We start from the raw sequence: 25,114 nt of genomic DNA, 5'->3' as shown, positions 1-25,114 counted from the left end.
CCGCCTCGCCCGTGCTCACTGCGAGACGGTGCGCTTCTGCACGCCCAGACTTCCCACCCAGTCACGGATGACCTGGCGTTGCGCATCGTCGCACGTGTAGCCGTAGCCCACGCTCACCTCCCAGTAGGAGGAGCTGTCGATGGGCACCACGTGGTCCAACGTCCACCCGTCGAGGAAGGTCAGCGCGTAGCAGTCCGCCATCGTCTCCGCATTGCCGCCGAAGGCGGTGAGTGCGGATGCCGTGGCCTCGGGGTTGGTGAACTGCAGCACGTGCGAGTACTCGTGGTACGCGACTCCGGTGCGCATCCAGTCCGTCAGTGTCGAGGTGTCGCGGGTGTCGCTGCTGACGTGGACGACGAAGGGATCCGCGCTCGAGACGCAGGCCATCGCCTCGAGGCCGCACGGGCGGTTGCTCTCGTCATATGTCATGGTCACCCACCCGTGACCGAGCGAGTCGAGCGCGGCTTCCCACGGGCTCCCCGTCGCGTTCGTGGAGGCCATGGAGCGCGCGGCCTCCACGCGGTTGGCCAGCTTCGTCGTGAACATCTTGACGTCGGTGATGTCACGTTCCATCGTCACGACGCTCTCCCGGTGCACCCAGGCGCTGTGGGCGAACCCCTCGACCTCGCTCCAGGGCACGAGCGACGCGTACGGGAGGCCCACGAGCGGATCGATCGTCGCATAGAGCTCCTGCATGGCCGCGCCGAACTGCTCCTTGCGATCGAGCTGCGCCCGCTGCTCCTCGAGCTCACGCTGCTGGTCGGTTATCTGCTGCTGCTGATCCAGGATCTGCTTCTGGGATGCAGCGAGTTGCGCGCTGAGCCAGAAGAACCCCGCACTTGCGGCGACGACGAGCAGTGCGAGGCCCGAACCGAGGATGACGGTGCTGCGGCGGGGCCGCGACCGCGGGGCGGCCGCGTGGTCATCGCCGGGAGCGCGTGTCTCGGTGGGTGCCGGCTCGGCGGAGCCGAGGGCGGTGGGTGCCGTGGTGTCACCCTCGGCGGAAGAAGGGTCGCCAGGGGCGGGGTTGGGAGACACGGGGCTCGCTTCCGATTGCGCTTTCGGTCATGGTAACGGCCGGATGCGGCCATCCGTGGTCGTCGCGAGATCGCCGGGCGTCGACGTCGGATGCTCAGCTGCTCGGCCCGGCCGGGCTCAACGGGGCGCCCGTCCGGTTCGTGTGCCGCGCGACGATGAGGCCGGCCGCGAGGAGGAGGACCCCCGCGCCGAAGGCCAGGCCAGACGACCCGACGAGTGACGTCAACAGTTGGCGGACGATGGCGGAGACGCCCGCGGGATCGAGACCGCTGGCGGCGGCGGTGCGGGCGACGACGTCGGGCGCCGCAGCCGCACCGATCAGAAGGATTCCGGAACCGACGGCGATCGCCAGTCCGGTGCCGATGATCGCACGTCCTCTTCGCTGTCCGACGAGGGCTCCGCCCGCGAGGAGGACCACCGCCAAGGCGGGTAGCAGCACGCCCACCGCGGTGGCCACGGCGTAGCCGGCGCGCAACACGCGCAACGGCGCGCCGTCGTCGACGATGACCACGCGATCGACACTCGGGATGAGAGCCGCCACGGGGGAGCCCTGCAGACTCAGTTCGTCGGTGATCGCCGACACCACCCCGCCGACCTGTATCCCGAGGCCGTCCGGAGTCAGCACGATGATGCCGCCGCCGTCCGACGTCGCTCCGAACACGAGAGCGCGGTGGGAGGTGCGCACCACCGCGGCCCAGACGCTCGAGAAGCGGTCCGAGCGGACCACTTCCGTCACGGCACGCTCCGTGAGCGAACGCGCCGCCGCCGCGGTCGGGCGGCCGAGAAGCTCCAGCGCCCGCGCCGCGGTCGGTGGCACCGCGGCGTCTGACGCGGACGCGTCCAGTGATGCGGTGATGGCGCTCGTCGCTTCGTCGATCACGAGGCTCTGCACTCGTGGGTCGGCGGCCAGGGGGGTGAGCGTCGCCGCGAAGGCATCCTCGTCGACGAGCTGAAGTCGCGCCCACGCCGCGACGAGGGCCAGGGGCACCGCGAGGACCGCGAAAGCCAGCAGAACGACGGATGCCACGGCACGGATTCTCCGCCGGGTCTTCGGCGTGGCGCCGCCGAGGGTCGGCGCGAGGGAGAGGTGTCCGTCAGGCATGGCGCCATTGTCGCGGGTCGGGCCGTGCCCCGGAGACATCACGGCGCGCCGGACTCGCCACCGGGACGCGCCGCCAGAGGGCGTCAGACCGCGCGCAGCACCGCCACGACGCGGCCGAGGACGACCGCTTCGTCGCCCAGGATCGGCTCGAACGCGCTGTTGCGGGGAAGGAGCCACGTGTGACCGTCGCGGCGGCGGAAGGTCTTGACCGTCGCCTCGCCGTCGAGCATCGCCGCGACGATCTCGCCGTTCTCGGCGGTCGCCTGAGAGCGCACGACCACCCAGTCGCCGTCGCAGATCGCGGCATCGATCATCGAGTCGCCCGACACCTTGAGCATGAACAGCTCGCCCTTGCCGACGAGCTGGCGGGGGAGGGGGAAGATCTCCTCGACCTGCTGGTCGGCCGTGATCGGGACCCCGGCGGCGATGCGTCCGACGAGGGGGACGAGGGCCGCGTCACCCAGCGCCGGGGCGGTGTCGGCCGGGTTCTCGGCGGCGGCGCCCGGCAGGTCGATGAGCACCTCCATCGCGCGCGTCTTGCCCGGGTCGCGGCGCAGGTAGCCGCTGAGTTCGAGCTGATTCAGCTGGTGGGTGACGCTCGAGAGCGACTTCAGTCCGACCGCGTCGCCGATCTCGCGCATGCTCGGCGGGTAGCCGTGCCGCGCGATGGAGCGCTGGATCACCTCGAGGATCGCGAGCTGCTTGTCGCTGAGGTTCTTGCGCCGCCGGGTCTGCGGTCGTTCGCGGCCGGCGGCGGTCGTCGCGTCGGTCATCTGAGCTCCCCTCGCGCCGCGCGTTCTGCGGCGGAAATTCGAATGTCGGAGGTTGGTGGTGAGGTCTCCGTGTCGAAACCGTATCCGGTTGACGACCCGAATGACACGGAGCCTCACGCGTGTCGCGTTCGATTCGTCTCCGATCACAGCCGGTGTTGACACTCGAAAGTATCGAAGATAGATTCGGAATACAGATTCGCACCACCGCCCTCCCGGCCGAGGGCGGGGTGCGAATCTCTCCCCACCAAGGAGCACACCATGAGCAGCATCACCCTCACCGCCCCCACCACTCGCCTGCGTCTGACCGCACGCGGTCGTCGCGTCGTGGCGTTCCTCGCCGCGCTGCCCGTGGTGGTCGCTCTCGCCATCGCCGTCGTCGGCGGCGGGTCCGCGCTCGCGTCGAGCGAGAGCGGCGCTCCGAGCGGCTCGTTCGCCGAGATCACCGTGATGAGCGGCGAGACCCTCTGGTCGATCGCCGAAGACGTGGCTCCCCAGGCGGATCCCCGCGACGTCGTGGCGCGGATCTCGCGCCTGAACGCCCTCGACGGCGGAGCGGTCTCGGCGGGCCAGCGCATCGCCATCCCCACCGAATACCTCGCCGCGCCCTGAGGCGTCGGCTGATCGTCGCGGCGGCCTACCATTGGTGAGGTGACTGTGCGCCTCGACGACCTCCCTCTCCGCGATGACCTCCGCGGGATGACGCCCTACGGCGCTCCGCAAGCCGCTCTGCCTGTGGCCCTCAACGTGAACGAGAACACGCACCCCGTTCCGGCGGAAGTGGCCGACGACATCCTGGATGCCGTCGCCCGGGCGCTGCGCGACGTCAACCGGTATCCAGACCGGGAGTTCACCGGCCTCCGTGAGGCTTTCGCCGGCTACCTCGGTCACGGCCTGACGCCCGAACAGATCTGGGCGGCCAACGGATCGAACGAGGTGCTTCAACACATCCTGCAGGCGTTCGGCGGGCCCGGACGGACGGCCATGGGCTTCGCGCCGACCTACTCGATGTACCCGATCCTCACGCGCGCAACCGGGGCGCGCTGGATCGCGGGAGACCGCGCGCACGACTTCACGCTCAGCCCCGAGTCGGCCGCAGCCCAGGTGCGAGAGCAGCGTCCCGACATCGTGTTCCTGTGCGCGCCGAACAACCCCACGGGGACGCCGCTTCGACTCGACGTCGTCGAGGCGGTCTACGACGCGACCGACGGGATCGTCATCGTCGATGAGGCCTACCAGGAGTTCGCGCCCCGCGACGAGCCGTCCGCTGTCACCCTGCTGCCCGGTCGTCCTCGACTCGTCATCTCGCGCACCATGAGCAAGGCCTTCGCCTTCGCCGGTGCGCGAGTGGGCTACCTCGCCGCCGACCCGGCGTTCGTCGACGCCCTGCGCCTCGTGCGGCTCCCGTACCACCTGAGTGCTCTCACTCAGGCTGCGGCGACTGCGGCGCTCGGCCACGCCGACACCATGCTGTCGATGGTCGACGAGATCGTCGCTCAACGCGATCGGATCTCGGCCACGGTGTCGGCTCTCGGCTACTCGGCGCACGAGTCGTGGACCAACTTCGTGCTCTTCGGGGGTGTCGACGACCCCGCCGCCACCTGGAAGGCGTTGTACGACCGCGGCGTCCTCATCCGCGACGTCGGTATCGCGCACCACCTGCGCGTGACGGCGGGCACGGCCGACGAGACGACCGCGTTCCTCGATGCCCTCGCCTCGGTAGGATCGCGGTCATGACCGGCCCCGCCACGCCCCGCACCGCTTCTCTCACGCGAGAGACGAGCGAGTCGCACATCGAGCTCGAGCTCGACCTCGACGGACGCGGTGCCAGTGACATCCAGACCACGGTTCCGTTCTTCGATCACATGCTGACGGCGTTCGCCAAGCACTCGCTGACCGACCTCCGCGTGCGCGCCACCGGCGACACGCACATCGACGCACACCACACCGTCGAAGACACCTCGATCGTGCTCGGGCAGGCGATCCGTCAGGCGCTCGGCGACAAGTCGGGCATCGCACGCTACGGCGACGCCCTGGTCCCCCTGGACGAGGCGCTCGCCCAGGCGGTCGTCGACATCAGTGGCCGCCCCTACCTCGTGCACACGGGCGAGCCCGCGGGCTTCGAGCACCACCTGATCGGTGGTCACTTCACCGGCTCGCTCGTTCGGCACTCGTTCGAGGCGATCTCGATCCACGCGGGTCTGACGGTGCACGTGCGCGTCCTCGGGGGGCGCGACCCGCACCACATCGCCGAGGCCGAGTACAAGGCGCTCGCGCGGGCGTTCCGCCAGGCGAAGGCGCTCGACCCGCTGGTCGACGGCATCCCGAGCACCAAGGGCGCACTGTGACGTCCAAGCCGCTCGTCGCTGTCCTCGACTACGGTTCCGGCAACGTCCACTCCGCTGTCAAAGCGCTGATCGAGGCCGGTGCCGATGCGCGACTGACCTCCGACCGCTCGCTGCTGCTCGACGCCGACGGCTTGCTCGTCCCGGGTGTCGGCGCGTACAGCGCGGTGATGGGTGCCCTGAACGAGAGCCGCGGCGGAGAGATCATCGACCGGCGTCTCGCCGGCGGTCGGCCGGTTCTCGGCATCTGCGTGGGCATGCAGGTCATGTTCGAGCGCGGCATCGAGCGCGGGGCCGACACGGAGGGTCTGGGGGAGTGGCCCGGTACCGTCGCCGAGCTCGAGGCCCCGGTGCTCCCGCACATGGGCTGGAACACCGTGGCATCCGGAGCCGGTTCGCGCCTGTTCGACGGGATCGAGAACGAGCGCTTCTACTTCGTGCACTCCTACGCGGCGCAGGAGTGGTCGCTCGAGGTCACCCCGCCGTTCCCCGAGCCCGTCCTGACCTGGTGCACCTACGGGGCGCCGTTCCTCGCGGCGGTCGAGAACGGGCCGCTGTCGGCGACGCAGTTCCATCCCGAGAAGTCGGGCGAGGCCGGCATCCGGCTCCTCGCCAATTGGATAGACGGGCTGCGCACGACTACTGTGTGACCTCGTGCCCAGGCTCGGCGAGATGCGCCGACGGGTCCGAGGAGCCATGAACGATTTCGCGTCCACGCCCGAACTTGTGCTGCTTCCGGCGGTCGATGTCGCCGACGGAAAGGCCGTCCGCCTCACCCAGGGAGAGGCCGGCACCGAGACCAGTTACGGCGACCCCGTCGACGCCGCGGCGGACTTCGCTCGCCAGGGCGCGAAGTGGATCCACCTCGTCGACCTCGACGCGGCTTTCGGTCGAGGCAGCAACGCGAACGTGATGCGCAAGGTCATCAAGCAGGTCAAGGGCGTGCAGGTCGAGCTCTCCGGCGGCATCCGCGACGACCGCTCGCTCGAGGCGGCACTCGAGAGCGGCGCGAGCCGCATCAACCTCGGCACCGCGGCGCTCGAGAACCCCGAGTGGGCAGCCGACGTCATCAACCGCTACGGCGAAGCGATCGCCGTCGGTCTCGACGTCCGCGGGACCACGCTCGCGGCGCGCGGGTGGACCCGCGACGGCGGCGACCTCTGGACCGTCCTCGACCGCCTCGAGGACGCCGGCTGCAGCCGCTACGTGGTCACCGACGTCACCAAGGACGGCACGCTCCGCGGCCCCAACATCGAGCTGCTGCGCGAGATGACGCAGCGCACGCCGAAGCCGATCGTCGCTTCGGGCGGCGTATCGAGCCTCGACGACATCGCGGCGCTCCGCGAACTCGTGCCGCTGGGCGTCGAGGGTGCGATCGTCGGCAAGGCGCTCTACGCGGGCCAGTTCACGCTGGCCGAGGCACTGGATGTCGCCGGACACTGACGATCCGCACGGCGCCCACGCGCACGGTTCTCACGCGCACGGCGCGCACGGTGCCCACGCGGACTCGGCCGGCGTCCCCTGGGAGGGGCGCAGCTTTCAGGCCAACCCCCACTCGGGCGACGACGGCTCCGCCGATCCCGCGTTGCTGGCGGCCCTGCTCGCGTTCCGCACGGGGGACGGCGATGCACGCGCAGTGGTCGACGCGTACCGCGAAGCGCGCCTCCTGATCCCCCTCGTCGCTGAGAAGGGCGATCATGGCGTCGGGCCGCACGGACTCGAGGTCGACAAGACCCAAGAGCTGTCGATCGTGACGGTGGCCGCCCCCGACGGTCGCAAAGTGCTGCCCGTGTTCACGTCCGTCGCGGCCCTCCAGACATGGGATGCCACGGCCCGCCCCGTCCCCGCGGACGGCCGCCGCACGGCCCTGGCCGCGGCGTCCGAGGACACCGAGCTCATCGTGATCGACCCGGCCTCCGAGACGGAGTTCGTCCTGCGCCGCCCCGCGGTCTGGGCCATTGCGCAGGGCGAGCCGTGGGAGCCGGCGCACACGTCGCCGACGATCTTCACCGGGCTGCAGGAAAGCATCTCGGGGGAGCTCGCCGTGCTCGATCTCGCGGTCGAGTCGGGCGATCCGACGGGCCGCCTGCGCGGGCCCGAGCTGGTCGTGCACCTGCAGTTGATGTCGGGCCTCGAGCAGGAAGAGCTGGACGCCGTGCTGGCGCGCATCGCGCGCCGCTGGTCCGCCGACGATCGCATCGCCGTGCTCGTCGATTCTTTGACGGTGAAGCTGCACCGCAGCTCCGACGCCTGACCCGCACAGCACTCCGACGGCGTGGGGGTCGCCCTCAGCGGTCCCGGTCCCTTCGACAGGCTCAGGGACCTCGGCTCCGGCAGACCACCCCACGGTCCACCGAGCCGCCCCTCCTCCCGCGGGTGTTAGGGAGGAGGTGCCCCGCGGTGCCTTAGGGCGAAGGGGTGCTCCCCTATAGCCCCGCGGGTGTCACGGAGGAACTGTCCTGCGGCACAGGCGAAGGGGTGCCCCTCTATACCCCCGCGGGTGTCACGGAGGAACTGTCCTGCGGTGGCGCAGGGCGAAGGGATGCCATTCCGTACCTCGCGGGTGTCGCGGAGGAGCTGTCCTGCGGCACAGGCGAAGGGGTGCCCCTCTTCCCAGGCAATCGGGGCAGGGGTCCCCGTTCTTGCCTGGGAAGAGGGGCACCCCGCAGCCGGTACCCCAGAACGAGCGACCTACGTGACGGGACCCGTCCACTTCTCGCCCGGCCCCTTACCGATCGGGTCCTGAATGGTCGACGCCTCGCGGAACGCGAGCTGCAGCGACCGCAGCCCGTCGCGCAGGGAGCGCGCGTGCATGTCGCTGATCTCGGGGGCGCCGGCGGTGATGAGGCCGGCGAGGGCGTTGATGAGCTTGCGGGCCTCGTCGAGGTCGAGCTGCTGCTTCGGATCGTCGGCCAGGCCGGTCTTCACGGCGGCGGCGCTCATGAGGTGGACGGCGGCGGTCGTGATGACCTCGACGGCGGGGACGTCGGCGATGTCGCGGGTGGCCGAGGATGCGGCGCGCTCCTGTTCCTCCCAGCGGGCGAGACGCTCGTCCTCGGCTCCGTGGCGGTGCGCGGAGTGGTCGTCGGCGGGCTGGTCGGAGGGGATCGTGTCCACGTGAATCTCTCTGCTAGACTATGGCGGGCTTCGGAGTGTCTCACTCCGTACGAAAGAGGATCACATCCCACCCGCGCTTGCCGCTCCAGGCTACCGGGTTCCCGCACTCCGCTCCGTTTCGCACGGGGTCGTCTGGGTGCAGAAGCCGGTGCTGACAGCACCGTGCCGGGTGGCGTGTGTACTCCTCTTCGCCCGCGATTCGATCGGATCGCGGCGGCCACCACCCGCACACAAGAGGAGTTCCGCATCAGCGATCCCCGCACCAACGAGCGCATCCGAGTCCCGGAGGTCCGTCTCGTCGGACCCAACGGCGAGCAGGTCGGCATCGTCCGAATCGAAGCTGCGCTGCGCCTGGCCCAGGAAGCGGACCTCGACCTGGTCGAGGTTGCGCCGAGCTCGAAGCCTCCCGTGGTCAAGATCATGGATTACGGCAAGTTCAAGTACGAGGCCGCGCAGAAGGCCAAGGAAACGCGTCGTAACCAGGCCAACACGGTCCTCAAAGAGGTCCGGTTCCGCCTCAAGATCGAGGCTCACGACTACATCACCAAGCTCAAGCGCGCCGAGGGCTTCCTCCAGGCGGGCGACAAGGTGAAGGCGATGATCCTGTTCCGCGGTCGCGAGCAGTCGCGTCCCGAGCAGGGTGTGCGCCTGCTCCGCAAGTTCGCGGAAGATGTCGCCGAGTTCGGCACCGTCGAGTCCAACCCCACGATCGACGGCCGCAACATGGTGATGGTGGTCGCCCCGCACAAGAACAAGTCCGAGGTCAAGACCGAGCAGAACGCGCAGCGCGCGGCGAACCGCGAGGCGGCGCGCAGCGCTTCCCGTGGCGACTCGGCCCCGGAAGAAACGCCCAGCTCGGCCCCCGCCGAGTAAAGCTCCCCAGACTCCCGCTCCGTCGGGAACACCAACGAAGGAAGACAGATGCCGAAGCAGAAGACCCACTCGGGCGCCAAGAAGCGCTTCAAGCTGACCGGTAGCGGCAAGCTCATGAAGCAGCAGGCCGGCATGCGCCACAACCTCGAAGGCAAGGCCTCGAAGCGCACCCGCCGCCTGAACCAGGAGCAGGTCCTGGCCGCCGGTGACTCGAAGGTCGCCAAGAAGCTCCTCGGTCTCTGAGCGCCGACGCACGTTAGGAAGAAACAGAAATGGCTAGAGTCAAGCGGGCAGTAAACGCCCACAAGAAGCGTCGCGTCATCCTGGAGCGCGCCTCCGGTTACCGCGGTCAGCGTTCGCGCCTGTACCGCAAGGCCAAGGAGCAGGTCACCCACTCCCTGGTCTACGCGTACCGTGACCGTCGCAAGCGCAAGGGCGACTTCCGTCGCCTGTGGATCCAGCGCATCAACGCTGCGTCGCGCCAGAACGGCCTCACGTACAACCGCTTCATCCAGGGCCTCGGCCTCGCGGGTGTCCAGGTCGACCGTCGTATGCTCGCCGAGCTCGCCGTGAACGAGCCCGCCGTGTTCGCCTCGCTGGTCCAGACCGCGAAGGCGGCGCTGCCCAGCGACGTCAACGCTCCGAAGACCGCGTAAAACGCGTCCTCGTACCGAACGGGCGTCCTCTCCGGAGGGCGCCCGTTCGTCGTTTCCGCGCGGCTTCCGGGGTCTATGCCGCCCACGCCATACACTGAGGACGTGCTCGAGAACCCCCGTTCGCCGCGGGTGCGCGCCGTGGCCAAGCTCAGCAAGCGCGCCGCCCGTCAAGAGACCGGCCTCTTCCTCCTCGAGGGTCCGCAGGCCGCGCGCGAAGCCCTCGCGTGGGCGCCCGAGACGGTGCTCGAGCTCTACGCGACCCCGACGGCTCTCGAGAAGCACACGGATGTGCGCGATGCCGCCGAGCGAGCGGGCGTCGACCTGCAGTACACGACCGAGGCGGTCCTGGATGCCATGGCCGACACGGTCACGCCCCAGGGCATCGTCGCGGTGGCTCGGCAGACTCCGACGGCCCTGAGGGACGTGCTCGCGGGCAACCCGCGCCTCATCGCGATCTGCGAGGAGGTGCGCGACCCCGGCAACCTCGGCACGATCATCCGTGCCGCCGACGCCGCGGGTGCCGACGCTGTCGTCCTCACCGGGCGCACGGTCGATCCGTACAACCCGAAGGTCGTGCGCTCGACCACCGGGTCGCTGTTCCACCTTCCCGTCGCGGTCGACCTCGATCTCGCCGACGTCGTCGCGCGAGCGCACGAGGCCGGGTTGCGCGTGGTCGCCGCCGATGTCGACGGCGACGATTTCCTGGCATCCCGAGACCTCCTGTCGGAGCCGACGGCCTGGCTCTTCGGCAACGAGGCGCGGGGGCTGGACGAGACGGCGCTCGCTCATGCCGACCTGTCGTTGCGCCTGCCGATCTACGGCCGCGCCGAGTCGCTGAACCTCGCGACGGCCGCGAGCGTGTGTCTGTACGAGACGGCTTTCGCGCAGCGCGCGCGGTGAGGCCGCTGTTACAGAACGGTTAAGGCGCGCGTTCCGAGGTGGTCGCCGGCTCGTCGCTCTCATAGGGTGAACGCATGGCATCCGTTCCCCCGGCGGGCTCCGAGCCCCTCGTCGTCGTCTCCGATGTGCAGAAGCACTACGGCCAGTTCCAGGCGCTGAAAGACATCAATCTCACCGTCGACCGCGGTGAGGTCGTCGTCGTCATCGGTCCGTCCGGATCGGGCAAGTCGACGCTCTGCCGCACGATCAACCGCCTCGAGACGATCACGAGCGGGTCCATCACCATCGACGGCGCGCGCCTGCCCGAGGAGGGCAAGGGGCTCGCGAAGCTGCGTGCCGATGTCGGCATGGTGTTCCAGTCGTTCAACCTGTTCGCCCACCTGACGATCCTCGAGAACGTCACTCTCGGCCCCATCAAGGTCCGCAAGCTCAAGAAGGCGGATGCCGAGAAAGAGGCGCGCGCGCTGCTGGAGCGCGTGGGCGTCGGTCATCAGGCGGACAAGCTCCCGGCCCAGCTGTCGGGTGGACAGCAGCAGCGCGTCGCGATCGCCCGTGCGCTCGCGATGAAGCCGAAGGTCATGCTGTTCGACGAGCCGACCTCGGCCCTCGACCCCGAGATGATCAACGAGGTGCTCGACGTCATGGTCGGTCTCGCCAAGGAGGGCATGACCATGATCGTGGTCACGCACGAGATGGGGTTCGCGCGCAAGGCCGCGAACCGCGTCGTCTTCATGGCCGACGGGCAGATCGTGGAGCAGGCGGCTCCCGAGCAGTTCTTCACGAACCCGCAGTCCGATCGCGCGAAGGACTTCCTCTCGAAGCTCATCACGCACTGATCGGAAGAGGCGACGAACAAGGAGGTTCTCTCGCCCCACTCGTGTCCCATTCCCCCCGGCCGACCCGAACGCGCCGTCACCGACCCCTTTCCGCACAGCACACGTAACCAAGGAGACATCACATGCGTAAACCTCGTACTCTCACAGGCCTCGGCGTCCTCGCCGCGAGCCTGCTGGCCCTGACGGCTTGCAACAGCGGCACCCCCGGCTCGCCCGATGCGGGATCCGACGGCGGCAGCAGCGACGCCCCGGTCTACGGCGCGGTCGCCACCGACGTCACCATCGAGAACAGCCCGACGTTCGACAAGATCAAGGCGGCCGACAAGGTCGTCATCGGCGTCAAGGAAGACCAGCCCGGCCTCGGCTACCTCGACCCCGTCACGGGCGAGCGCAAGGGCTTCGACGTCGACATCGCGCGGTGGATCGCTGCGTCGCTCGGCTACGACCCCGCTGACAGCTCCAAGGTCGAGTACAAGGCCATCGCCTCGGCGAACCGTGAGCAGGCGATCATCAACGGCGACATCGACTACTACGTCGGTACCTACTCGATCACCGACAAGCGCAAGGAGCAGATCGCGTTCGCCGGTCCCTACTTCCTGACCGGACAGGGCCTGCTCGTCGCCGCCGACAACGACACCATCACCGGCAAGGACTCGCTGACCGCCGACACCACGGTCTGCTCGGTCACCGGTTCGACGCCGATCCAGCGCATCCGCGAAGAGACACCCGCCAAGGTCGTCGAGTTCGACACGTACTCGCAGTGCGTCGAGAAGCTGAAGAACGGCGAGGTCGACGCGGTGACGACCGACGAGGCCATCCTCCTCGGCTACGCCGCTCAGGACCCCGACAACCTCAAGATCGCGGGCGAGCCCTTCAGCGAGGAGCGCTACGGCGTCGGCCTCGCCAAGGGCGACACCGCGTTCCAGGAGTTCGTGAACACCATGTTCACCGACGGCGGCTCCACCTGGGAGGCCATCTTCGAGAAGAACCTCGGCGCCTCGGGCGTCAAGGGCGAGCAGCCGGCGGTCGACCCCGTCAGCTGAGCCCCTCGTGCGGGCGGCGAGCGATCGCCGCCCGCACCCCCTCCGCTCGATCGAACGACGAAAGAACAGAACGGACACCCTTCGGTGAATCAGATCTTCGACTACCCCGACCTGTGGGCGCAGGCGCTGTGGGGGACCGTCGTGCTCTTCCTGGGCGGCGGTCTGATCGCTCTCGTCTTGGGCTTCATCGTCGGGGCGATGCGCGTGTCGCCGATTCCGATCGCGCGCGCGGTGGGTGCGGTCTACGTGAATTGGATCCGCAACACCCCGCTGACGCTCGTCCTGTTCTTCTTCGCGTTCTGCGTCCCGCTGCTCATCGACGTCCCGCGAGGGAGCTTCCTCACTCTCGCCGTCTGCGGCCTCGGCATCTACACGGCGACGTACGTCGCCGAGACGATCCGCTCCGGCATCAACACCGTCCCCGTCGGACAGGCCGAAGCCGCCCGCGCCCTCGGCCTGGGCTTCGGCCAGGTCATGTCGCTCGTCGTCCTCCCGCAGGCGACGCGCTCGGTCATCCCGCCGATGATGAGCGTCTTCATCGCGCTGTTGAAGAACACCACCGTCGCCTCGGGCTTCTCGGTGGTCAACCTCGGCAACATCCGCGCGGTCATGAGCGAGAACGGTGAGAACCAGCTCATGACGATCATCCTGGTGATGGCGGTGTTCGTCCTCCTGGTGCTCGTGCTCTCGGCCCTGCAGCGCGCCGCCGAGAAGAAGTGGAAGGTCGCCCGATGAGCTCCTCCGTCCTCTACGACCTGCCGGGCCCCCGTGCCCGGATGCGCAATCGCATCCTCGGCGCGGTCACGCTTCTGCTCGTCGTCGCCGTCATCGGCTTCGTCGTCTGGCGCTTCCTCGACACCGGCCAGTTCTCGGCCACCAAGTGGAACGTCTTCACCTATACGGCCATCTGGGTGCGTTTCGGCGAGGCGACGCTCGCGACCCTCGCGGCCTTCGCGGCTGCGGCCGTCGGCGCCGTCGTCCTCGGGTTCATTCTCGCGATCGGCCGCATATCGGACCACGCCTGGGTGCGGATGCCGGTCGGTTGGATCGTCGAGTTGCTCCGCGCCGTCCCGGTGCTGATCTTCATGCTCCTGCTGTACTACGGCCTGCCGGTGATCGGCCTGAAGGTATCGCCGTACTGGGCCGTCGTCATCGCGCTCATCGCCTACAACGGCTCGGTGCTCTCCGAGGTCATTCGCGCGGGCGTCGAGTCCCTCCCGCGCGGACAGAGCGAGGCCGGTTATGCCATCGGTCTGCGCAAGGCCGGGGTCATGCGCCTCGTCCTGCTGCCCCAGGCCATTCGCGCGATGCTGCCCGTGATCATCGCTCAGCTGGTCGTGACGTTGAAGGACACCGCTCTCGGCTTCATCATCACCTACCCCGAGCTCCTCTACTTCGCGCGCCAGCTCGGGTCGAACGGTGAGTACGGATCGCCGCTGATCCCCGCAGCGATGGTCGCGAGCGTCATCTACGTCGCCATGTGCCTCGCGCTGTCGTACATCGCCCACCGCGTCGAGATCGGTCTGCGTCGTTCGCCCAAGGCGTCTCAGGTCGCGGGCGCGGAGCCTCCCGGACAGACCGGAACCGACACCGAGTTGATCGTCGCCCAGCGCGGCCTCGGCAAGTACGACGCCTCCGGCCTCTGATCGCGGCGGGGCTCGGCGCGTAGTCGGGCTCTGATCGCGGCCGGGTTCGGCGCGTAGCCGGGTTCGGTGCGCGCAGTCGGGTTCCGAGCACGGCCGAGGCCTGCGCGCAGCCGGGCTGTGATCCCGACGGGCGGGGGAGTGTCCCCGCCCGTCGGTAGACTCTCATCTCGTGTCCGACGCACCCGAGATCACCCCCGAGGCCGTCGCCTCCGCCGTCGATGCCGCGCTCGCGGCCATCGCCGCGGCCGCGACCACGGCCGACCTGAAAACCGCCCGCGCAGCTCACACCGGTGAGCAGTCCGCCCTCGCGCGGCTGAACGCCCAGATGCGCCACGTCGCCCCCGACCAGAAGGCCGCGTTCGGCAAGCTCGTCGGCCAGGCCCGCGGGCAGGTCAACCAGGCGCTCGCCGCCCGCGAGACCGCGCTCGCCGAGGCCGAGACGGCCGCGCAGCTCGAGGCGGAGCGCATCGACGTCACGGCGCTGCCGCAGCGCGCGCGCGTCGGTGCTCGGCATCCGATCTCGCTCCTGCAGGAGCAGGTCTCCGACATCTTCGTCGGCATGGGGTGGGAGATTGCCGAGGGTCCCGAGCTCGAGCACGAGTGGTTCAACTTCGACGCGCTGAACTTCGACGTCGATCACCCGGCGCGGCAGATGCAGGACACGTTCTTCGTCGACCCCGTCGCCCGTCACCTCGTCATGCGCACGCACACGAGCCCCGTGCAGGTGCGGTCGATGCTCGAGCGCGACCTCCCGATCTACGTGCTGTGCCCGGGCCGCGTCTACCGCACCGACGAGTTCGACGCGACGCACCTCCCGGTGTTCACGCAGTTCGAGGGGCTCGTCATCGACAAGGGCATCACGATGGCCCACCTCAAGGGCACCCTCGACCACGCCGCGCGCGTGCTGTTCGGGCCCGAGGCGAAGACGCGCTTCCGCGCCAACTTCTTCCCCTTCACCGAGCCGAGTGCCGAGCTCGACCTGTGGCACCCCACCTTCAAGGGCGGGGCGCGCTGGATCGAGTGGGGCGGCTGCGGAATGGTGAACCCCAACGTCCTGCGCGCCGCCGGCATCGATCCCGAGGAGTACTCGGGCTTCGCGTTCGGCATGGGCATCGAGCGCACGCTCATGTTCCGCAGCGACGTGCAAGACATGCGCGACATGGCCGAGGGCGATGTCCGCTTCAGCGAGCAGTTCGGAATGGTGGTCTGATGCGCGTCCCGCTCTCCTGGTTGCGCGAGTACGTCGACGTGCCCGCGGACGCCACGGCCGACGATGTCCTCGCGGCTCTGGTGTCCGTCGGCTTCGAAGAAGAAGACGTTCACCGCTTCGAGCTCTCCGGCCCGATCGTCGTCGGCGAAGTGATCGAGTTCACGCCCGAGCCGCAGTCGAACGGCAAGACCATCCGCTGGTGCCAGGTCGACGTGGGCGACGAGCACGGCGGGGTGCGCGGCATCGTCTGCGGCGCCGGCAACTTCTTCCCCGGCGACAAGGTCGTGGTGACCCTTCCCGGCTCGGTGCTGCCCGGGCCGTTCCCGATCGCCGCCCGCAAGACGTACGGCCACGTGTCCGACGGCATGATCGCCTCGGCGAAGGAGCTGGGGCTCGGCAGCGAGCACAGCGGCATCCTGCGTCTGGTCGATCTCGGGATCGACGCGCCGGTGGGGACGGATGCCATCGCCCTGCTGGGTCTGGACGACATCGCCGTCGAGATCAACGTGACGCCCGACCGCGGGTACGCGCTGTCGCTGCGCGGGGTGGCGCGCGAGTACTCGCACGCCACCGGCGCGGACTTCCGCGACCCGGGGACGGGGCACGACGACGCGGTCGCGCGGACGCCCTCGGGCTTCCCGATCGCGGTGGACGACCGCGCGCCGATCCGCGGACGTCAGGGCGCGACCGAGTTCGTCGCCCGCATCGTGCGCGATGTCGACCCCTCGCGTCCGACGCCGCCGTGGATGATCACGCGCCTGTCGCTCGCCGGCATCCGCTCGCTCGGTGTGCTGATCGACATCACCAACTACGTCATGCTCGAGCTCGGCCAGCCGATCCACGGCTACGACCTCGACCGTCTGCAGGGCGGCATCACGGTACGCCGCGCTGAGGAGGGCGAGAAGCTCGAGACGCTCGACGGGCAGGTGCGCACCCTCAGCGCGGAAGACCTCCTCATCACCGACGAGTCGGGACCGATCGGTCTCGCCGGCGTCATGGGTGGCGGCCCGACTGAGATGAGCGACGCGACCCGCAACGTGCTCATCGAGGCGGCGACGTTCGACCAGGTCTCGATCGCCCGGACCGCGCGTCGGCACAAGCTGCCCTCGGAGGCCTCGCGCCGCTTCGAGCGCGGTGTCGACCCGCTGGTCCCGTACGTCGCGGCCGAGCGCGTGGCGTCGCTGATGGTCGAGCTCGCCGGCGGCACGCTCGACACCGAGCTCGGGGGAGCGCTCGGCGCGCCCTACCGCCGTGACCCGATCACCCTTCCCGCGGGCTTCGTGTCGGGCCTGATCGGTGTCGAATACACCGACGACGAGATCGTGTCGGCCCTGCGTCTCATCGGATGCACCGTCGACGAGCGCGACGGCGGCTGGTCGGTGACCGCCCCCTCGTGGCGCCACGACCTCTCCGACAAGTGGACGCTCGCCGAGGAGGTGGCACGCATCGAGGGATACGACCGCATCCCCTCGGTGCTGCCCACGCCGCCCTCGGGTCGCGGCCTGACGCCCGCGCAGCAGGGGCGCCGCCGCGTGGCGAACGCCCTCGCGGCCGCCGGTTTCGTCGAGACGCCGTCGTTCCCCTTCACGACCGAGGATCAGAACGCCCTGCACGGCTCGCCCTCGGGCGAGAAGCTGCCGAGCGTCAAGCTCGCGAACCCGCTCGACGGCCTCGCGCCGTTCCTGCGCCGTTCGCTCGTCCCGGCGATGCTGCAGGTCGCGCACCGTAACGTCTCGCGCGGCATCGTCGACCTGGCACTGTTCGAGATCGGCACGGTGTTCCTCCCGAAGCCCGGCGTGCAGTACGGCACCCCGTCGGTCCCGCCGCTCGCGGTTCGTCCGGACGCCGCCACACTGACGGCTCTGGATGCCTCGATCCCGCCGCAGCGTCGGCACGTCGCCGTCCTGCTCACAGGACACACCGTCGCGAAGCAGCCCGGCCAGGTGGCCGTCGCTGCCGACCTCGCCGACGCCGTCGACGCCGTCCGCGTGCTGGCGGGTGCTGCCGGGCTCGACATCGAGCTGGTCCAGGCGCAGCGCGCGGCCCTGCACCCCGGGCGCACCGCGCGCGTGCTCGCCGGCGGTGTCGACATCGGCTACGTCGGAGAGGTCCTGCCCGCGGTCTCGGCCGACGCCGACCTGCCGGGACGTGTGCTCGTCGCCGAGCTCGACCTCGACGCGATGCTCGACCTCGCTCAGTCGCGTGTCGTGGCGGCCTCCCTGTCGGGCTTCCCGGCGGCGACGCAGGACGTGTCGCTCGTGGTCCCCGTCGACGTCGCGGCCGGAGCCGTCCGTGCCGCGCTGCTCGAGGGGGGTGCTCCGCTCCTCGAGGGCACGCGTCTCGTCGACGACTACCGCGGTCCCGGCCTGGCCGAGGGGACGAAGAGCCTGACCTTCGCTCTGCGTTTCCGTGCTGACGATCGCACCCTCACCGCGGCGGAGGCCACCGAGGCCAAGCTCGCGGGGGTCGCGGTGGCCGCTGAGCGTTTCGGGGCGACGATCCGCGACTGACAGACGTCGAGAACGACGACGGGGCGGGGTGACCGCGGCGGAGGCCGTGGCATCCCGCCTCTCGCGTCTGCGCCCGTCTTTTCGGGCGTCGAGGCGCGCTTATGCTGAACGGTGCGCAGGTCCGCCTGCGACGTGGGCCTGCCCTCACCGCCGGTATAAGGGGGCAGTCGGAAGCAACCAGCGATGAGGGCAGGACTCACAGCATATCCCCCTCTTGTCCCCCAAATGGGGGACAAGAGGGGGATTGCATGCCGTTCTCCCAGCCGAGCCCGCGCAGACACGCGTCCGGACGTGATTTGCCCTGGCCCCGACCGGGCCGATACCCTCGCCAGATGTCGTCGATCGCCGCGTTCAGCTCGGAGCTCTCCGTGAGCACCGCTGCGCTGCGCCGACGTCGGGTCGCACGCCGAGTTTCGGCGACCTCGTAGCCCGCCGGTTGTCGGGCTTGCGGGCGTCGCCGCCCCGGTACGCGCTGAATTTCAGCACCCGCCCCGACTCCTAAGGTAGATACATGACCCTCTCGGTCGCCGTCTCCGGCGCTTCCGGCTATGCGGGCGGCGAGATCCTCCGCCTCCTCGCCGATCATCCCGATGTCGAGATCCGCACCGTCACCGCGCACTCCAGCGCGGGTCAGCCGCTTCTCGCCCACCAGCCCCACCTCCGGTCGCTCGCGCACCTCGAGCTGCAGGCGACGACCCCCGAGATCCTCGCGGGCCACGACGTCGTCTTCCTCGCGCTTCCGCACGGCCAGTCCGCGCAGTACACCGACGCCCTCGCCGACACCCCGCTCGTGATCGACGCGGGGGCCGACCACCGCCTCACCTCGTCGGACGATTGGGCCGCGTTCTACGGCGGCACGCACGCCGAGCCCTGGGCGTACGGCGTGCCGGAGCTGCCCGTCGCGGGCGGTAAGCAGCGCGACAACCTGCGCGGCGTGACGCGTATCGCGGCCCCGGGCTGCAACGCGTCCACCGTGGCGCTCTCGCTCGCGCCGGGCGTCGCCGCGGGTGTCATCGACCCGGGCGACATCGTCTCGGTCCTCGCCGTCGGGCCGAGCGGAGCGGGCAAGGCCGCGAAGACGAACCTCCTCGCGAGCGAGATCCTCGGCACCGCCAACCCCTATGCGGTGGGCGGGACGCACCGGCACATCCCCGAGATCCGGCAGGCGCTGGCGGCGGCCGGGGCGCCGGCCGACGGCATCCGGATCTCGTTCACCCCCGTGCTCGTGCCGATGGCGCGGGGCATCCTCGCGACCTCTTCGGCGCCGATCCGGGAGGGGGCGACGGATGCCGAGATCCGCACGGCCTGGGAGGAGGCGTACGCCGACGAGCCCTTCGTCGAGCTCCTCCCCGCCGGCGTCTTCCCGCGGACGGCCGACGTGCTCGGCGCCAACGTCGCCTCGATCGGTCTCGCGATCGATCGTGCGGCGAACCGCGTGATCTCGGTCGCCGCGGTCGACAATCTCGTCAAGGGCACGGCCGGAGCCGCCGTCCAGTCCATGAACATCGCCCTGGGTCTCGCCGAGACCACCGCCCTTCCCCTGAACGGAGTCGCCCCGTGAGCGTGACCGTCCCCGCCGGATTCGAGGCGGCCGGAGTCGCCGTCGGCCTGAAATCGACGCACGCGCGCGACGTCGCCGTCGTGGTCAACCGCGGCCCCCTCAAGGTGGGCGCCGCCGTCTTCACCTCGAACCGGGCGAAGGCGAACCCCATCCTGTGGTCCGAGCAGGTGGTGAAGGACGGCGTCGTCGAGGCCATCGTGCTCAACTCGGGCGGGGCGAACTGCTTCACCGGGTCGTTCGGCTTCCAGACCACGCACCAGACCGCCGAGCGCGCGGCCGAGCTGCTCGGTGTCGGCGCGGGCGATGTGCTCGTGTGCTCGACCGGCCTCATCGGCACGGGCGACGAGGTCTTCCGCGCGAAGGTGCTCGCGGGAGTCGACCAGGGGATAGCGACACTGTCGCCCGAGGGTGGCGAGGACGCGTCGCTCGCGATCATGACCACCGACTCGAAGCCCAAGCGGGCCGTGCACGTGGGCGCGGGATGGTCGATCGGCGCGATGGCGAAGGGCGCTGGGATGCTGGCGCCGGGCTTGGCGACCATGCTCGTCGTCATCACGACCGACGCGGTCCTCGACGCAGCCGAAGCCGACACGGCGCTTCGTGCGGCGACGCGCGTCAGCTTCGATCGGCTCGACTCGGACGGCTGCATGTCGACCAACGACCAGGTCACCCTGATGGCGAGCGGGGCCAGTGGCATCCGGGTTCCCGCCGAGGAGTTCGCCGAGGCGCTCACCGCGGTGTGCGACGATCTCGCGGCACAGCTGCAGGGCGACGCCGAGGGCGCCAGCCATGACATCACCATCCGGGTCGTGAACGCCGCGAGCGAGGACGACGCCGTCGTGGTGGGTCGCTCGATCGCCCGGAACAACCTCTTCAAGGCCGCGATCTTCGGCAACGACCCGAACTGGGGTCGGGTGCTCGCCGCGATCGGGACGACCGACGCCGCCTTCGACCCGTACGACGTCGACGTCTGGATGAACGGCGTGCGCGTGTGCACCGCCGGTGGTCCGGACCGTCCGCGTGAGGACGTCGACCTGACACCCCGCGCGACCGACCTCGTCGTCGACCTGCGTGTCGGCGAGGCCGCGGCCACGATCCGCACCAACGACCTCACGCACGATTACGTCCACGAGAACAGCGCCTACTCCTCATGACCCACGTCGACCTCCAAGACACCGATCCCGCCGAAGCCAGCGATCGGGCGGTCACGCTCGTCGAATCGCTGCCGTGGGTGCGCAAGTACCGCGACCAGGTCGTGGTGGTGAAGTACGGCGGCAACGCGATGGTGAGCGACGAGCTGCAGGACGCCTTCGCCGCCGACATCGCGTACCTGCGCTACGTGGGCGTCAAGCCCGTCGTCGTGCACGGTGGTGGCCCGCAGATCTCGTCGATGCTGAACCGTCTCGAGATCCCGAGCGAGTTCCGCGGCGGTTACCGCGTGACCTCGACCGAGGCCATCGGCGTCGTGCGGATGGTGCTCACCGGGCAGATCAACCCGCAGCTCGTGGCGAAGGTCAACGCGCACGGACCTCTCGCGACCGGTCTCAGCGGAGAGGACGCCGGCCTGTTCGGCGGTCGTCGCCGCGGCGTGGTCGTGGACGGGGTCGAGCACGACCTGGGCCGCGTCGGCGACGTCGTCACGGTCGACCCGCAGCCCGTGCTCGACCACCTGGCCGCGGGCCGCGTGCCGATCGTCTCGAGCATCGCGCCCGATCTCGACCACCCCGGCAACTCGCTGAACGTGAACGCGGATGCCGCGGCCGCGGCGCTCGCGGTCGCGTTGAACGCGAAGAAGCTCGTCGTCCTCACCGATGTGCCCGGGCTCTACGCCGACTGGCCGAACCGCGACTCGCTCGTGTCGCACCTCACCTCGACGGAGCTGCGCGCGATGGTGCCGAAGCTCGAGTCGGGCATGATCCCGAAGATGCAGGCGTGCCTCGACGCCGTCGACGGGGGAGTGCCCACCGCGGCCATCATCGACGGGCGCGTGCCGCACTCGGTGCTCGTCGAACTGTTCACCAGCAAGGGAATCGGAACGGAGGTGGTCGCATGACCACGGCAACCTGGCAGGAAGACGCCGGACGCGACCTCGTCCGGAGCTTCGGCGACCGCATGGCGATGTTCGTGCGCGGCGAGGGCGCCTACCTCTGGGACGCCGACGGGACGAAGTACCTCGACTTCCTCGCCGGTATCGCGGTCAACGCCCTCGGTCACGCGCACCCGGTGTTCGTCGAGGCGATCACCGCGCAGGCGTCGACCCTCGCGCACGTCTCGAACTACTTCGCCACGCCGCCGCAGCTCGCGATGGCCGCGCGCCTGAAGCGGCTCGCCGGCACGGGGGAGTCGGGCCGCGTGTACTTCGGCAACTCCGGGGCCGAGGCCAACGAGGCGGCATTCAAGCTTGCGCGCCTGCACGGCCGCGGCACCGACCGCACGCGCATCCTGACACTCAAGGGCGGTTTCCACGGCCGCACGATGGGCTCGCTCGCCCTCACCGGCAAGCCCGCGCTGCAGGCCGACTTCCTCCCGATGGTCCCCGGCGTCGAGCACATCGACGCCACGATCGAGGCCCTCGAGGCCGCGGTCGACGAGCGCGTCGCCGCCCTGCTGGTCGAGCCGATCCAGGGCGAAGCCGGCGTCGTCGAGCTCCCCGAGGGGTACCTGCAGGCCGCGCGCGAGATCACCGCGCGCCACGGCGCGCTGCTGATCATCGACGAGATCCAGACCGGTGCCGGGCGCACCGGCGCCTGGTTCGGGTTCCAGCACGCCGGCATCGTGCCCGACGCGATCACCGTCGCGAAAGGCATCGGCGGCGGTTTCCCGATCGGGGCGCTCATCACGTTCGGTGCGGCCAGCGACCTGTTCTTCCCCGGCACGCACGGCTCGACCTTCGGCGGCAACGCCCTGGGCACCGCGGTCGGGGGAGCGGTGCTGCAGGAGATCGAGGCATCCGGTCTCGTCGAGAACGCCGCCCGCCGCGAGGGAGAGATCCGCGACGGTATCGCCGCGCTCGGCTCGCCGCTCGTCGCGGGCGTCCGCGGCCGGGGCCTGCTGCTCGGCATCGGCCTCACGAGCCCCGTCGCCAAGGCCGTGGTCGCCGCAGCCCAGCAGCACGGGCTGGTCGTGAACGCCGCCAACGACGACACCATCCGCATCGCGCCGCCCCTCACGATCGGGGATGCCGAGATCGCGCAGTTCCTCGAGCTGTTCGCGGCCGCGCTCTCCACCGTGTCCGATGCCCTGATCCTCGAAGGAGCCTCCGCGTGACCCGCCACCTGCTGCGCGACGACGACCTGACCCCAGCCGAACAGGCCGAGATCCTCGACCTCGCGATCGAGCTGAAGAAGGACCGCTGGGCGCAGAAGCCGCTCGCGGGCCCGCAGACCGTCGCGGTGATCTTCGACAAGTCCTCGACCCGCACCCGCGTCTCGTTCGCCGTCGGCATCGCCGACCTCGGCGGGTCGCCGCTGATCATCTCGACCGCGAACAGCCAGCTCGGCGGCAAGGAGACGCCCTCCGACACGGCCCGGGTGCTGGAGCGTCAGGTCGCCGCGATCGTGTGGCGCACCTACGCGCAGTCGGGGCTCGAAGAGATGGCGCGCGGGACGCGCGTTCCGGTCGTCAACGCCCTCAGCGACGACTTCCACCCCTGCCAGCTCCTCGCCGACCTGCTCACGATCCGCGAGCACAAGGGCGAGCTGAAGGGGCTGACGCTGTCGTTCTTCGGCGACGGGCAGAGCAACATGGCCCACTCGTACGTGCTCGCGGGCGTCACCGCCGGCATGCACGTCCGCGTCGCGGCTCCCGCGGACTACGCGCCGCGCGCCGACGTGATCGCGGATGCCGAGCGGATCGCCGCCGAGACCGGCGGGTCGATCACCCTCAGCGACGACCCCGAGGCCGCGGCATCCGGGGCCGACGTCATCGTCACCGACACGTGGGTGTCGATGGGCAAGGAAGAGGAGAAGCTCGCACGCATCCGCGACCTGGGCGGATTCAAGGTCACGAGCGAGCTCATGGCCCTCGCCGACGACGAGGCGATCTTCATCCACTGCCTTCCCGCCGACCGCGGTTACGAGGTCGACGCCGAGGTCATCGACGGCCCCCAGAGCGTCGTGTGGGACGAGGCCGAGAACCGGCTCCACGCCCAGAAGGCGCTGTTGGTGTGGCTTCTGCGCCAGAACTGACGTCCCGGCCACGCCGGCTCTGGACCCGCTTCGACGGGCCGGGCCGGCTGGCCGGCGTCGACCTCGCCCGGGGCCTCGCGGTCGTGGGCATGCTGGCCGCGCATCTGCTCGACACTGAGGACTTCGTCGCCGGAGACCCCTCGTCGTGGCTCGACATCGTCAACGGGCGCTCCTCGATCCTGTTCGCGGTCCTCGCGGGCGTGTCGATCTCGCTCGTCACCGGCGGGACGAAACCGGTCGAGGGCTATCGCCGCACGCGCGCCTCGGCGCGGCTGGCGATGCGGGGCGCGCTGCTGTGGGTCATCGGCATCCTGCTCGTGATGACCGGCGTGCCGGTCTACGTGATCCTGCCCGCGTACGCCCTGCTGTTCGTGCTGTCACTGCCGTTCCTCGGAATGCGCCCTCGGGCGCTCTTCCTCACCGCGGGAGCGCTGGCGCTCGTCATGCCGTGGATCCAGCCGGTGCTCGACGCCGCGCCGATCTGGTCGGGTCGCGGGGGTGACGAGCTGGCTGCCGCTCTCGGGTGGCACTACCCCTGCCCCGTGTGGATCGCCTTCCTGCTCGCCGGGATGGGCCTCGGGCGCCTCGATCTCCGGCTGCTGCCCGAGCAGGCGCTGATCGTGCTCGCGGGCTCCGCGCTCACGCTGGCGGGATACGGGCTCGCCCTCGCGACGGCGCCCCTCGTGGCGGGGAACGCCTATCTCTCGACGGTGCTGACCGCGGAGGACCACTCCGCGGGGCTCGGCGAGGTGATCGGCTCGGGCGGCTTCGCGATCGCGGCGATCGGCCTGTGCCTGCTGCTGTGCCGCACGCCGCTGCGCTGGGTCGCGATCCCGCTCCGCGCCGTCGGCTCGATGCCGCTGACCGCTTACGTCGTGCAGTTGCTGGTGTGGGCCGTCGTCGCTCTGGCCGTGCTCGGCGACACCTCGGATCTGTGGGGGATCCGGGCACTGGAGCTCTTCGGGCCGTTGACCCTCGGTCTGATCGTCGGGTGCACCGTGTGGGTGCTGACCGTCGGCCGAGGACCGCTCGAGGCGCTCGTCGACGCGATCGTGCGTCTCGTCGTGGGACGGGATGCCGCGGTGCCGAGCGAGCGCTGAGAGTCGGGCCTCGCTGGGCTGGGTCGGTGCTGTCGGGTGTCGAGGAGGCGCGGGGCGTGCCGGTGGCCGGTGGCCGGTGGCGGTGGCGGTGCCGAACTCCGGAGAATTTGGTGGTTCGGCCGGTTTTCCGGCTCCGAGGCGGCGGCAACCGCTGGTTGTTCCGGAGTTCGGCACGCGAAGCGGGCCGGCCCTCGTCACGGCGACGGCGCTGTCGGCCGCC

The 25,114-nt window shown here is 70.1% G+C and carries 26 protein-coding genes; 22 read left to right on the top strand and 4 right to left on the bottom strand.

What is annotated here, in order from left to right; genetic code table 11:
* Positions 1-15 precede the first annotated feature (15 nt).
* The 3 genes from NS283_RS00425 to lexA form a co-directional block, all read right to left on the bottom strand.
* Entirely contained in the window at positions 16-1,038 is a 1,023-nt protein-coding gene (locus NS283_RS00425) for a hypothetical protein (RefSeq protein WP_058594906.1), read from the bottom strand.
* A gap of 94 nt (positions 1,039-1,132) precedes the next feature.
* Entirely contained in the window at positions 1,133-2,140 is a 1,008-nt protein-coding gene (locus NS283_RS00420) for a hypothetical protein (RefSeq protein ID WP_153003233.1), read from the bottom strand.
* Between the two features lie 83 nt (positions 2,141-2,223).
* Entirely contained in the window at positions 2,224-2,913 is a 690-nt protein-coding gene (gene lexA, locus NS283_RS00415) for a transcriptional repressor LexA (protein ID WP_013583385.1), read from the bottom strand.
* Between the two features lie 258 nt (positions 2,914-3,171).
* Here lexA and NS283_RS00410 point away from each other — a divergent pair, with 258 nt between their 5' ends.
* From NS283_RS00410 to NS283_RS00385, 6 genes are read left to right on the top strand one after another with little or no spacing between them, the layout of a single operon-like run.
* Positions 3,172-3,522: a LysM peptidoglycan-binding domain-containing protein gene (locus NS283_RS00410; RefSeq protein WP_058594904.1), complete on the top strand. Its 351-nt coding sequence runs from the start codon at positions 3,172-3,174 to the stop codon at positions 3,520-3,522.
* Positions 3,523-3,561: 39 nt separating this feature from the next.
* Positions 3,562-4,647 (top strand): histidinol-phosphate transaminase, encoded by a 1,086-nt coding sequence (locus NS283_RS00405; protein ID WP_058594903.1) that lies wholly within the window; start codon positions 3,562-3,564, stop codon positions 4,645-4,647.
* On the top strand, positions 4,644-5,258 hold the full coding sequence (gene hisB, locus NS283_RS00400) for an imidazoleglycerol-phosphate dehydratase HisB (protein WP_058594902.1): 615 nt from the start codon (positions 4,644-4,646) through the stop codon (positions 5,256-5,258). Before NS283_RS00405 ends, hisB begins: the two co-directional genes overlap by 4 nt.
* The gene (gene hisH / locus NS283_RS00395; RefSeq protein WP_058594901.1) at positions 5,255-5,905 is read left to right on the top strand and encodes an imidazole glycerol phosphate synthase subunit HisH; all 651 of its coding nucleotides are present in this window, start codon (positions 5,255-5,257) and stop codon (positions 5,903-5,905) included. Before hisB ends, hisH begins: the two co-directional genes overlap by 4 nt.
* A gap of 46 nt (positions 5,906-5,951) precedes the next feature.
* Positions 5,952-6,698 carry a bifunctional 1-(5-phosphoribosyl)-5-((5-phosphoribosylamino)methylideneamino)imidazole-4-carboxamide isomerase/phosphoribosylanthranilate isomerase PriA gene (gene priA, locus NS283_RS00390; RefSeq protein ID WP_058594900.1) on the top strand — a complete coding sequence of 249 codons (747 nt, stop codon included), beginning with the start codon at positions 5,952-5,954 and terminating at the stop codon, positions 6,696-6,698.
* Entirely contained in the window at positions 6,682-7,509 is an 828-nt protein-coding gene (locus NS283_RS00385; protein ID WP_058594899.1) for an SseB family protein, read from the top strand. The genes priA and NS283_RS00385 overlap by 17 nt, the downstream gene beginning before the upstream one ends.
* 437 nt (positions 7,510-7,946) lie before the next feature.
* On the opposite strand, the gene NS283_RS00380 is transcribed toward NS283_RS00385, so the two are convergent.
* Positions 7,947-8,372 (bottom strand): DUF1844 domain-containing protein, encoded by a 426-nt coding sequence (locus tag NS283_RS00380; protein WP_058594898.1) that lies wholly within the window; start codon positions 8,370-8,372, stop codon positions 7,947-7,949.
* A gap of 207 nt (positions 8,373-8,579) precedes the next feature.
* On the opposite strand from NS283_RS00380, the gene infC reads away from it, so the two are divergent.
* The 16 genes from infC (at position 8,580) to NS283_RS00300 (ending at position 24,894) form a co-directional block, all read left to right on the top strand.
* Positions 8,580-9,245, top strand: coding sequence for a translation initiation factor IF-3 (infC, locus tag NS283_RS00375; RefSeq protein ID WP_081317178.1), 666 nt, complete (start codon positions 8,580-8,582; stop codon positions 9,243-9,245).
* A gap of 48 nt (positions 9,246-9,293) precedes the next feature.
* Positions 9,294-9,488, top strand: coding sequence for a 50S ribosomal protein L35 (gene rpmI, locus NS283_RS00370; protein WP_058232311.1), 195 nt, complete (start codon positions 9,294-9,296; stop codon positions 9,486-9,488).
* Positions 9,489-9,517: 29 nt separating this feature from the next.
* Positions 9,518-9,901 carry a 50S ribosomal protein L20 gene (gene rplT, locus NS283_RS00365; protein WP_013583374.1) on the top strand — a complete coding sequence of 128 codons (384 nt, stop codon included), beginning with the start codon at positions 9,518-9,520 and terminating at the stop codon, positions 9,899-9,901.
* A gap of 102 nt (positions 9,902-10,003) precedes the next feature.
* A complete protein-coding gene (locus NS283_RS00360; protein WP_058594897.1) occupies positions 10,004-10,801 on the top strand; it encodes a TrmH family RNA methyltransferase in 798 nt (265 codons plus the stop codon).
* Positions 10,802-10,875: 74 nt separating this feature from the next.
* The gene (locus tag NS283_RS00355) at positions 10,876-11,637 is read left to right on the top strand and encodes an amino acid ABC transporter ATP-binding protein (RefSeq protein WP_058594896.1); all 762 of its coding nucleotides are present in this window, start codon (positions 10,876-10,878) and stop codon (positions 11,635-11,637) included.
* A gap of 122 nt (positions 11,638-11,759) precedes the next feature.
* Positions 11,760-12,680, top strand: coding sequence for a glutamate ABC transporter substrate-binding protein (locus NS283_RS00350; protein ID WP_058594895.1), 921 nt, complete (start codon positions 11,760-11,762; stop codon positions 12,678-12,680).
* Between the two features lie 84 nt (positions 12,681-12,764).
* Positions 12,765-13,415 (top strand): amino acid ABC transporter permease, encoded by a 651-nt coding sequence (locus tag NS283_RS00345; RefSeq protein ID WP_058594894.1) that lies wholly within the window; start codon positions 12,765-12,767, stop codon positions 13,413-13,415.
* The gene (locus tag NS283_RS00340) at positions 13,412-14,326 is read left to right on the top strand and encodes an amino acid ABC transporter permease (protein WP_058594893.1); all 915 of its coding nucleotides are present in this window, start codon (positions 13,412-13,414) and stop codon (positions 14,324-14,326) included. Before NS283_RS00345 ends, NS283_RS00340 begins: the two co-directional genes overlap by 4 nt.
* 169 nt (positions 14,327-14,495) lie before the next feature.
* The gene (pheS, locus tag NS283_RS00335; RefSeq protein ID WP_058594892.1) at positions 14,496-15,536 is read left to right on the top strand and encodes a phenylalanine--tRNA ligase subunit alpha; all 1,041 of its coding nucleotides are present in this window, start codon (positions 14,496-14,498) and stop codon (positions 15,534-15,536) included.
* On the top strand, positions 15,536-18,046 hold the full coding sequence (pheT, locus tag NS283_RS00330; RefSeq protein WP_058594891.1) for a phenylalanine--tRNA ligase subunit beta: 2,511 nt from the start codon (positions 15,536-15,538) through the stop codon (positions 18,044-18,046). The genes pheS and pheT overlap by 1 nt, the downstream gene beginning before the upstream one ends.
* Positions 18,047-18,557: 511 nt before the next feature.
* Positions 18,558-19,607 carry an N-acetyl-gamma-glutamyl-phosphate reductase gene (gene argC, locus NS283_RS00325; RefSeq protein WP_058594890.1) on the top strand — a complete coding sequence of 350 codons (1,050 nt, stop codon included), beginning with the start codon at positions 18,558-18,560 and terminating at the stop codon, positions 19,605-19,607.
* Positions 19,604-20,761 carry a bifunctional glutamate N-acetyltransferase/amino-acid acetyltransferase ArgJ gene (gene argJ, locus NS283_RS00320; RefSeq protein WP_058594889.1) on the top strand — a complete coding sequence of 386 codons (1,158 nt, stop codon included), beginning with the start codon at positions 19,604-19,606 and terminating at the stop codon, positions 20,759-20,761. Before argC ends, argJ begins: the two co-directional genes overlap by 4 nt.
* Positions 20,758-21,660 (top strand): acetylglutamate kinase, encoded by a 903-nt coding sequence (gene argB, locus NS283_RS00315; RefSeq protein WP_058594888.1) that lies wholly within the window; start codon positions 20,758-20,760, stop codon positions 21,658-21,660. The genes argJ and argB overlap by 4 nt, the downstream gene beginning before the upstream one ends.
* The gene (locus NS283_RS00310; protein ID WP_058594887.1) at positions 21,657-22,874 is read left to right on the top strand and encodes an acetylornithine transaminase; all 1,218 of its coding nucleotides are present in this window, start codon (positions 21,657-21,659) and stop codon (positions 22,872-22,874) included. The genes argB and NS283_RS00310 overlap by 4 nt, the downstream gene beginning before the upstream one ends.
* Positions 22,871-23,794, top strand: coding sequence for an ornithine carbamoyltransferase (gene argF, locus NS283_RS00305; protein WP_058594886.1), 924 nt, complete (start codon positions 22,871-22,873; stop codon positions 23,792-23,794). Before NS283_RS00310 ends, argF begins: the two co-directional genes overlap by 4 nt.
* Positions 23,773-24,894, top strand: coding sequence for a heparan-alpha-glucosaminide N-acetyltransferase domain-containing protein (locus NS283_RS00300; protein ID WP_081317173.1), 1,122 nt, complete (start codon positions 23,773-23,775; stop codon positions 24,892-24,894). The genes argF and NS283_RS00300 overlap by 22 nt, the downstream gene beginning before the upstream one ends.
* Positions 24,895-25,114 lie beyond the last annotated feature (220 nt).

The sequence above is a fragment of the Microbacterium testaceum genome (genome assembly GCF_001476285.1).
Lineage (GTDB): Bacteria > Actinomycetota > Actinomycetes > Actinomycetales > Microbacteriaceae > Microbacterium > Microbacterium testaceum_B.
This window is presented reverse-complemented; position numbering and strand designations above follow the sequence as displayed.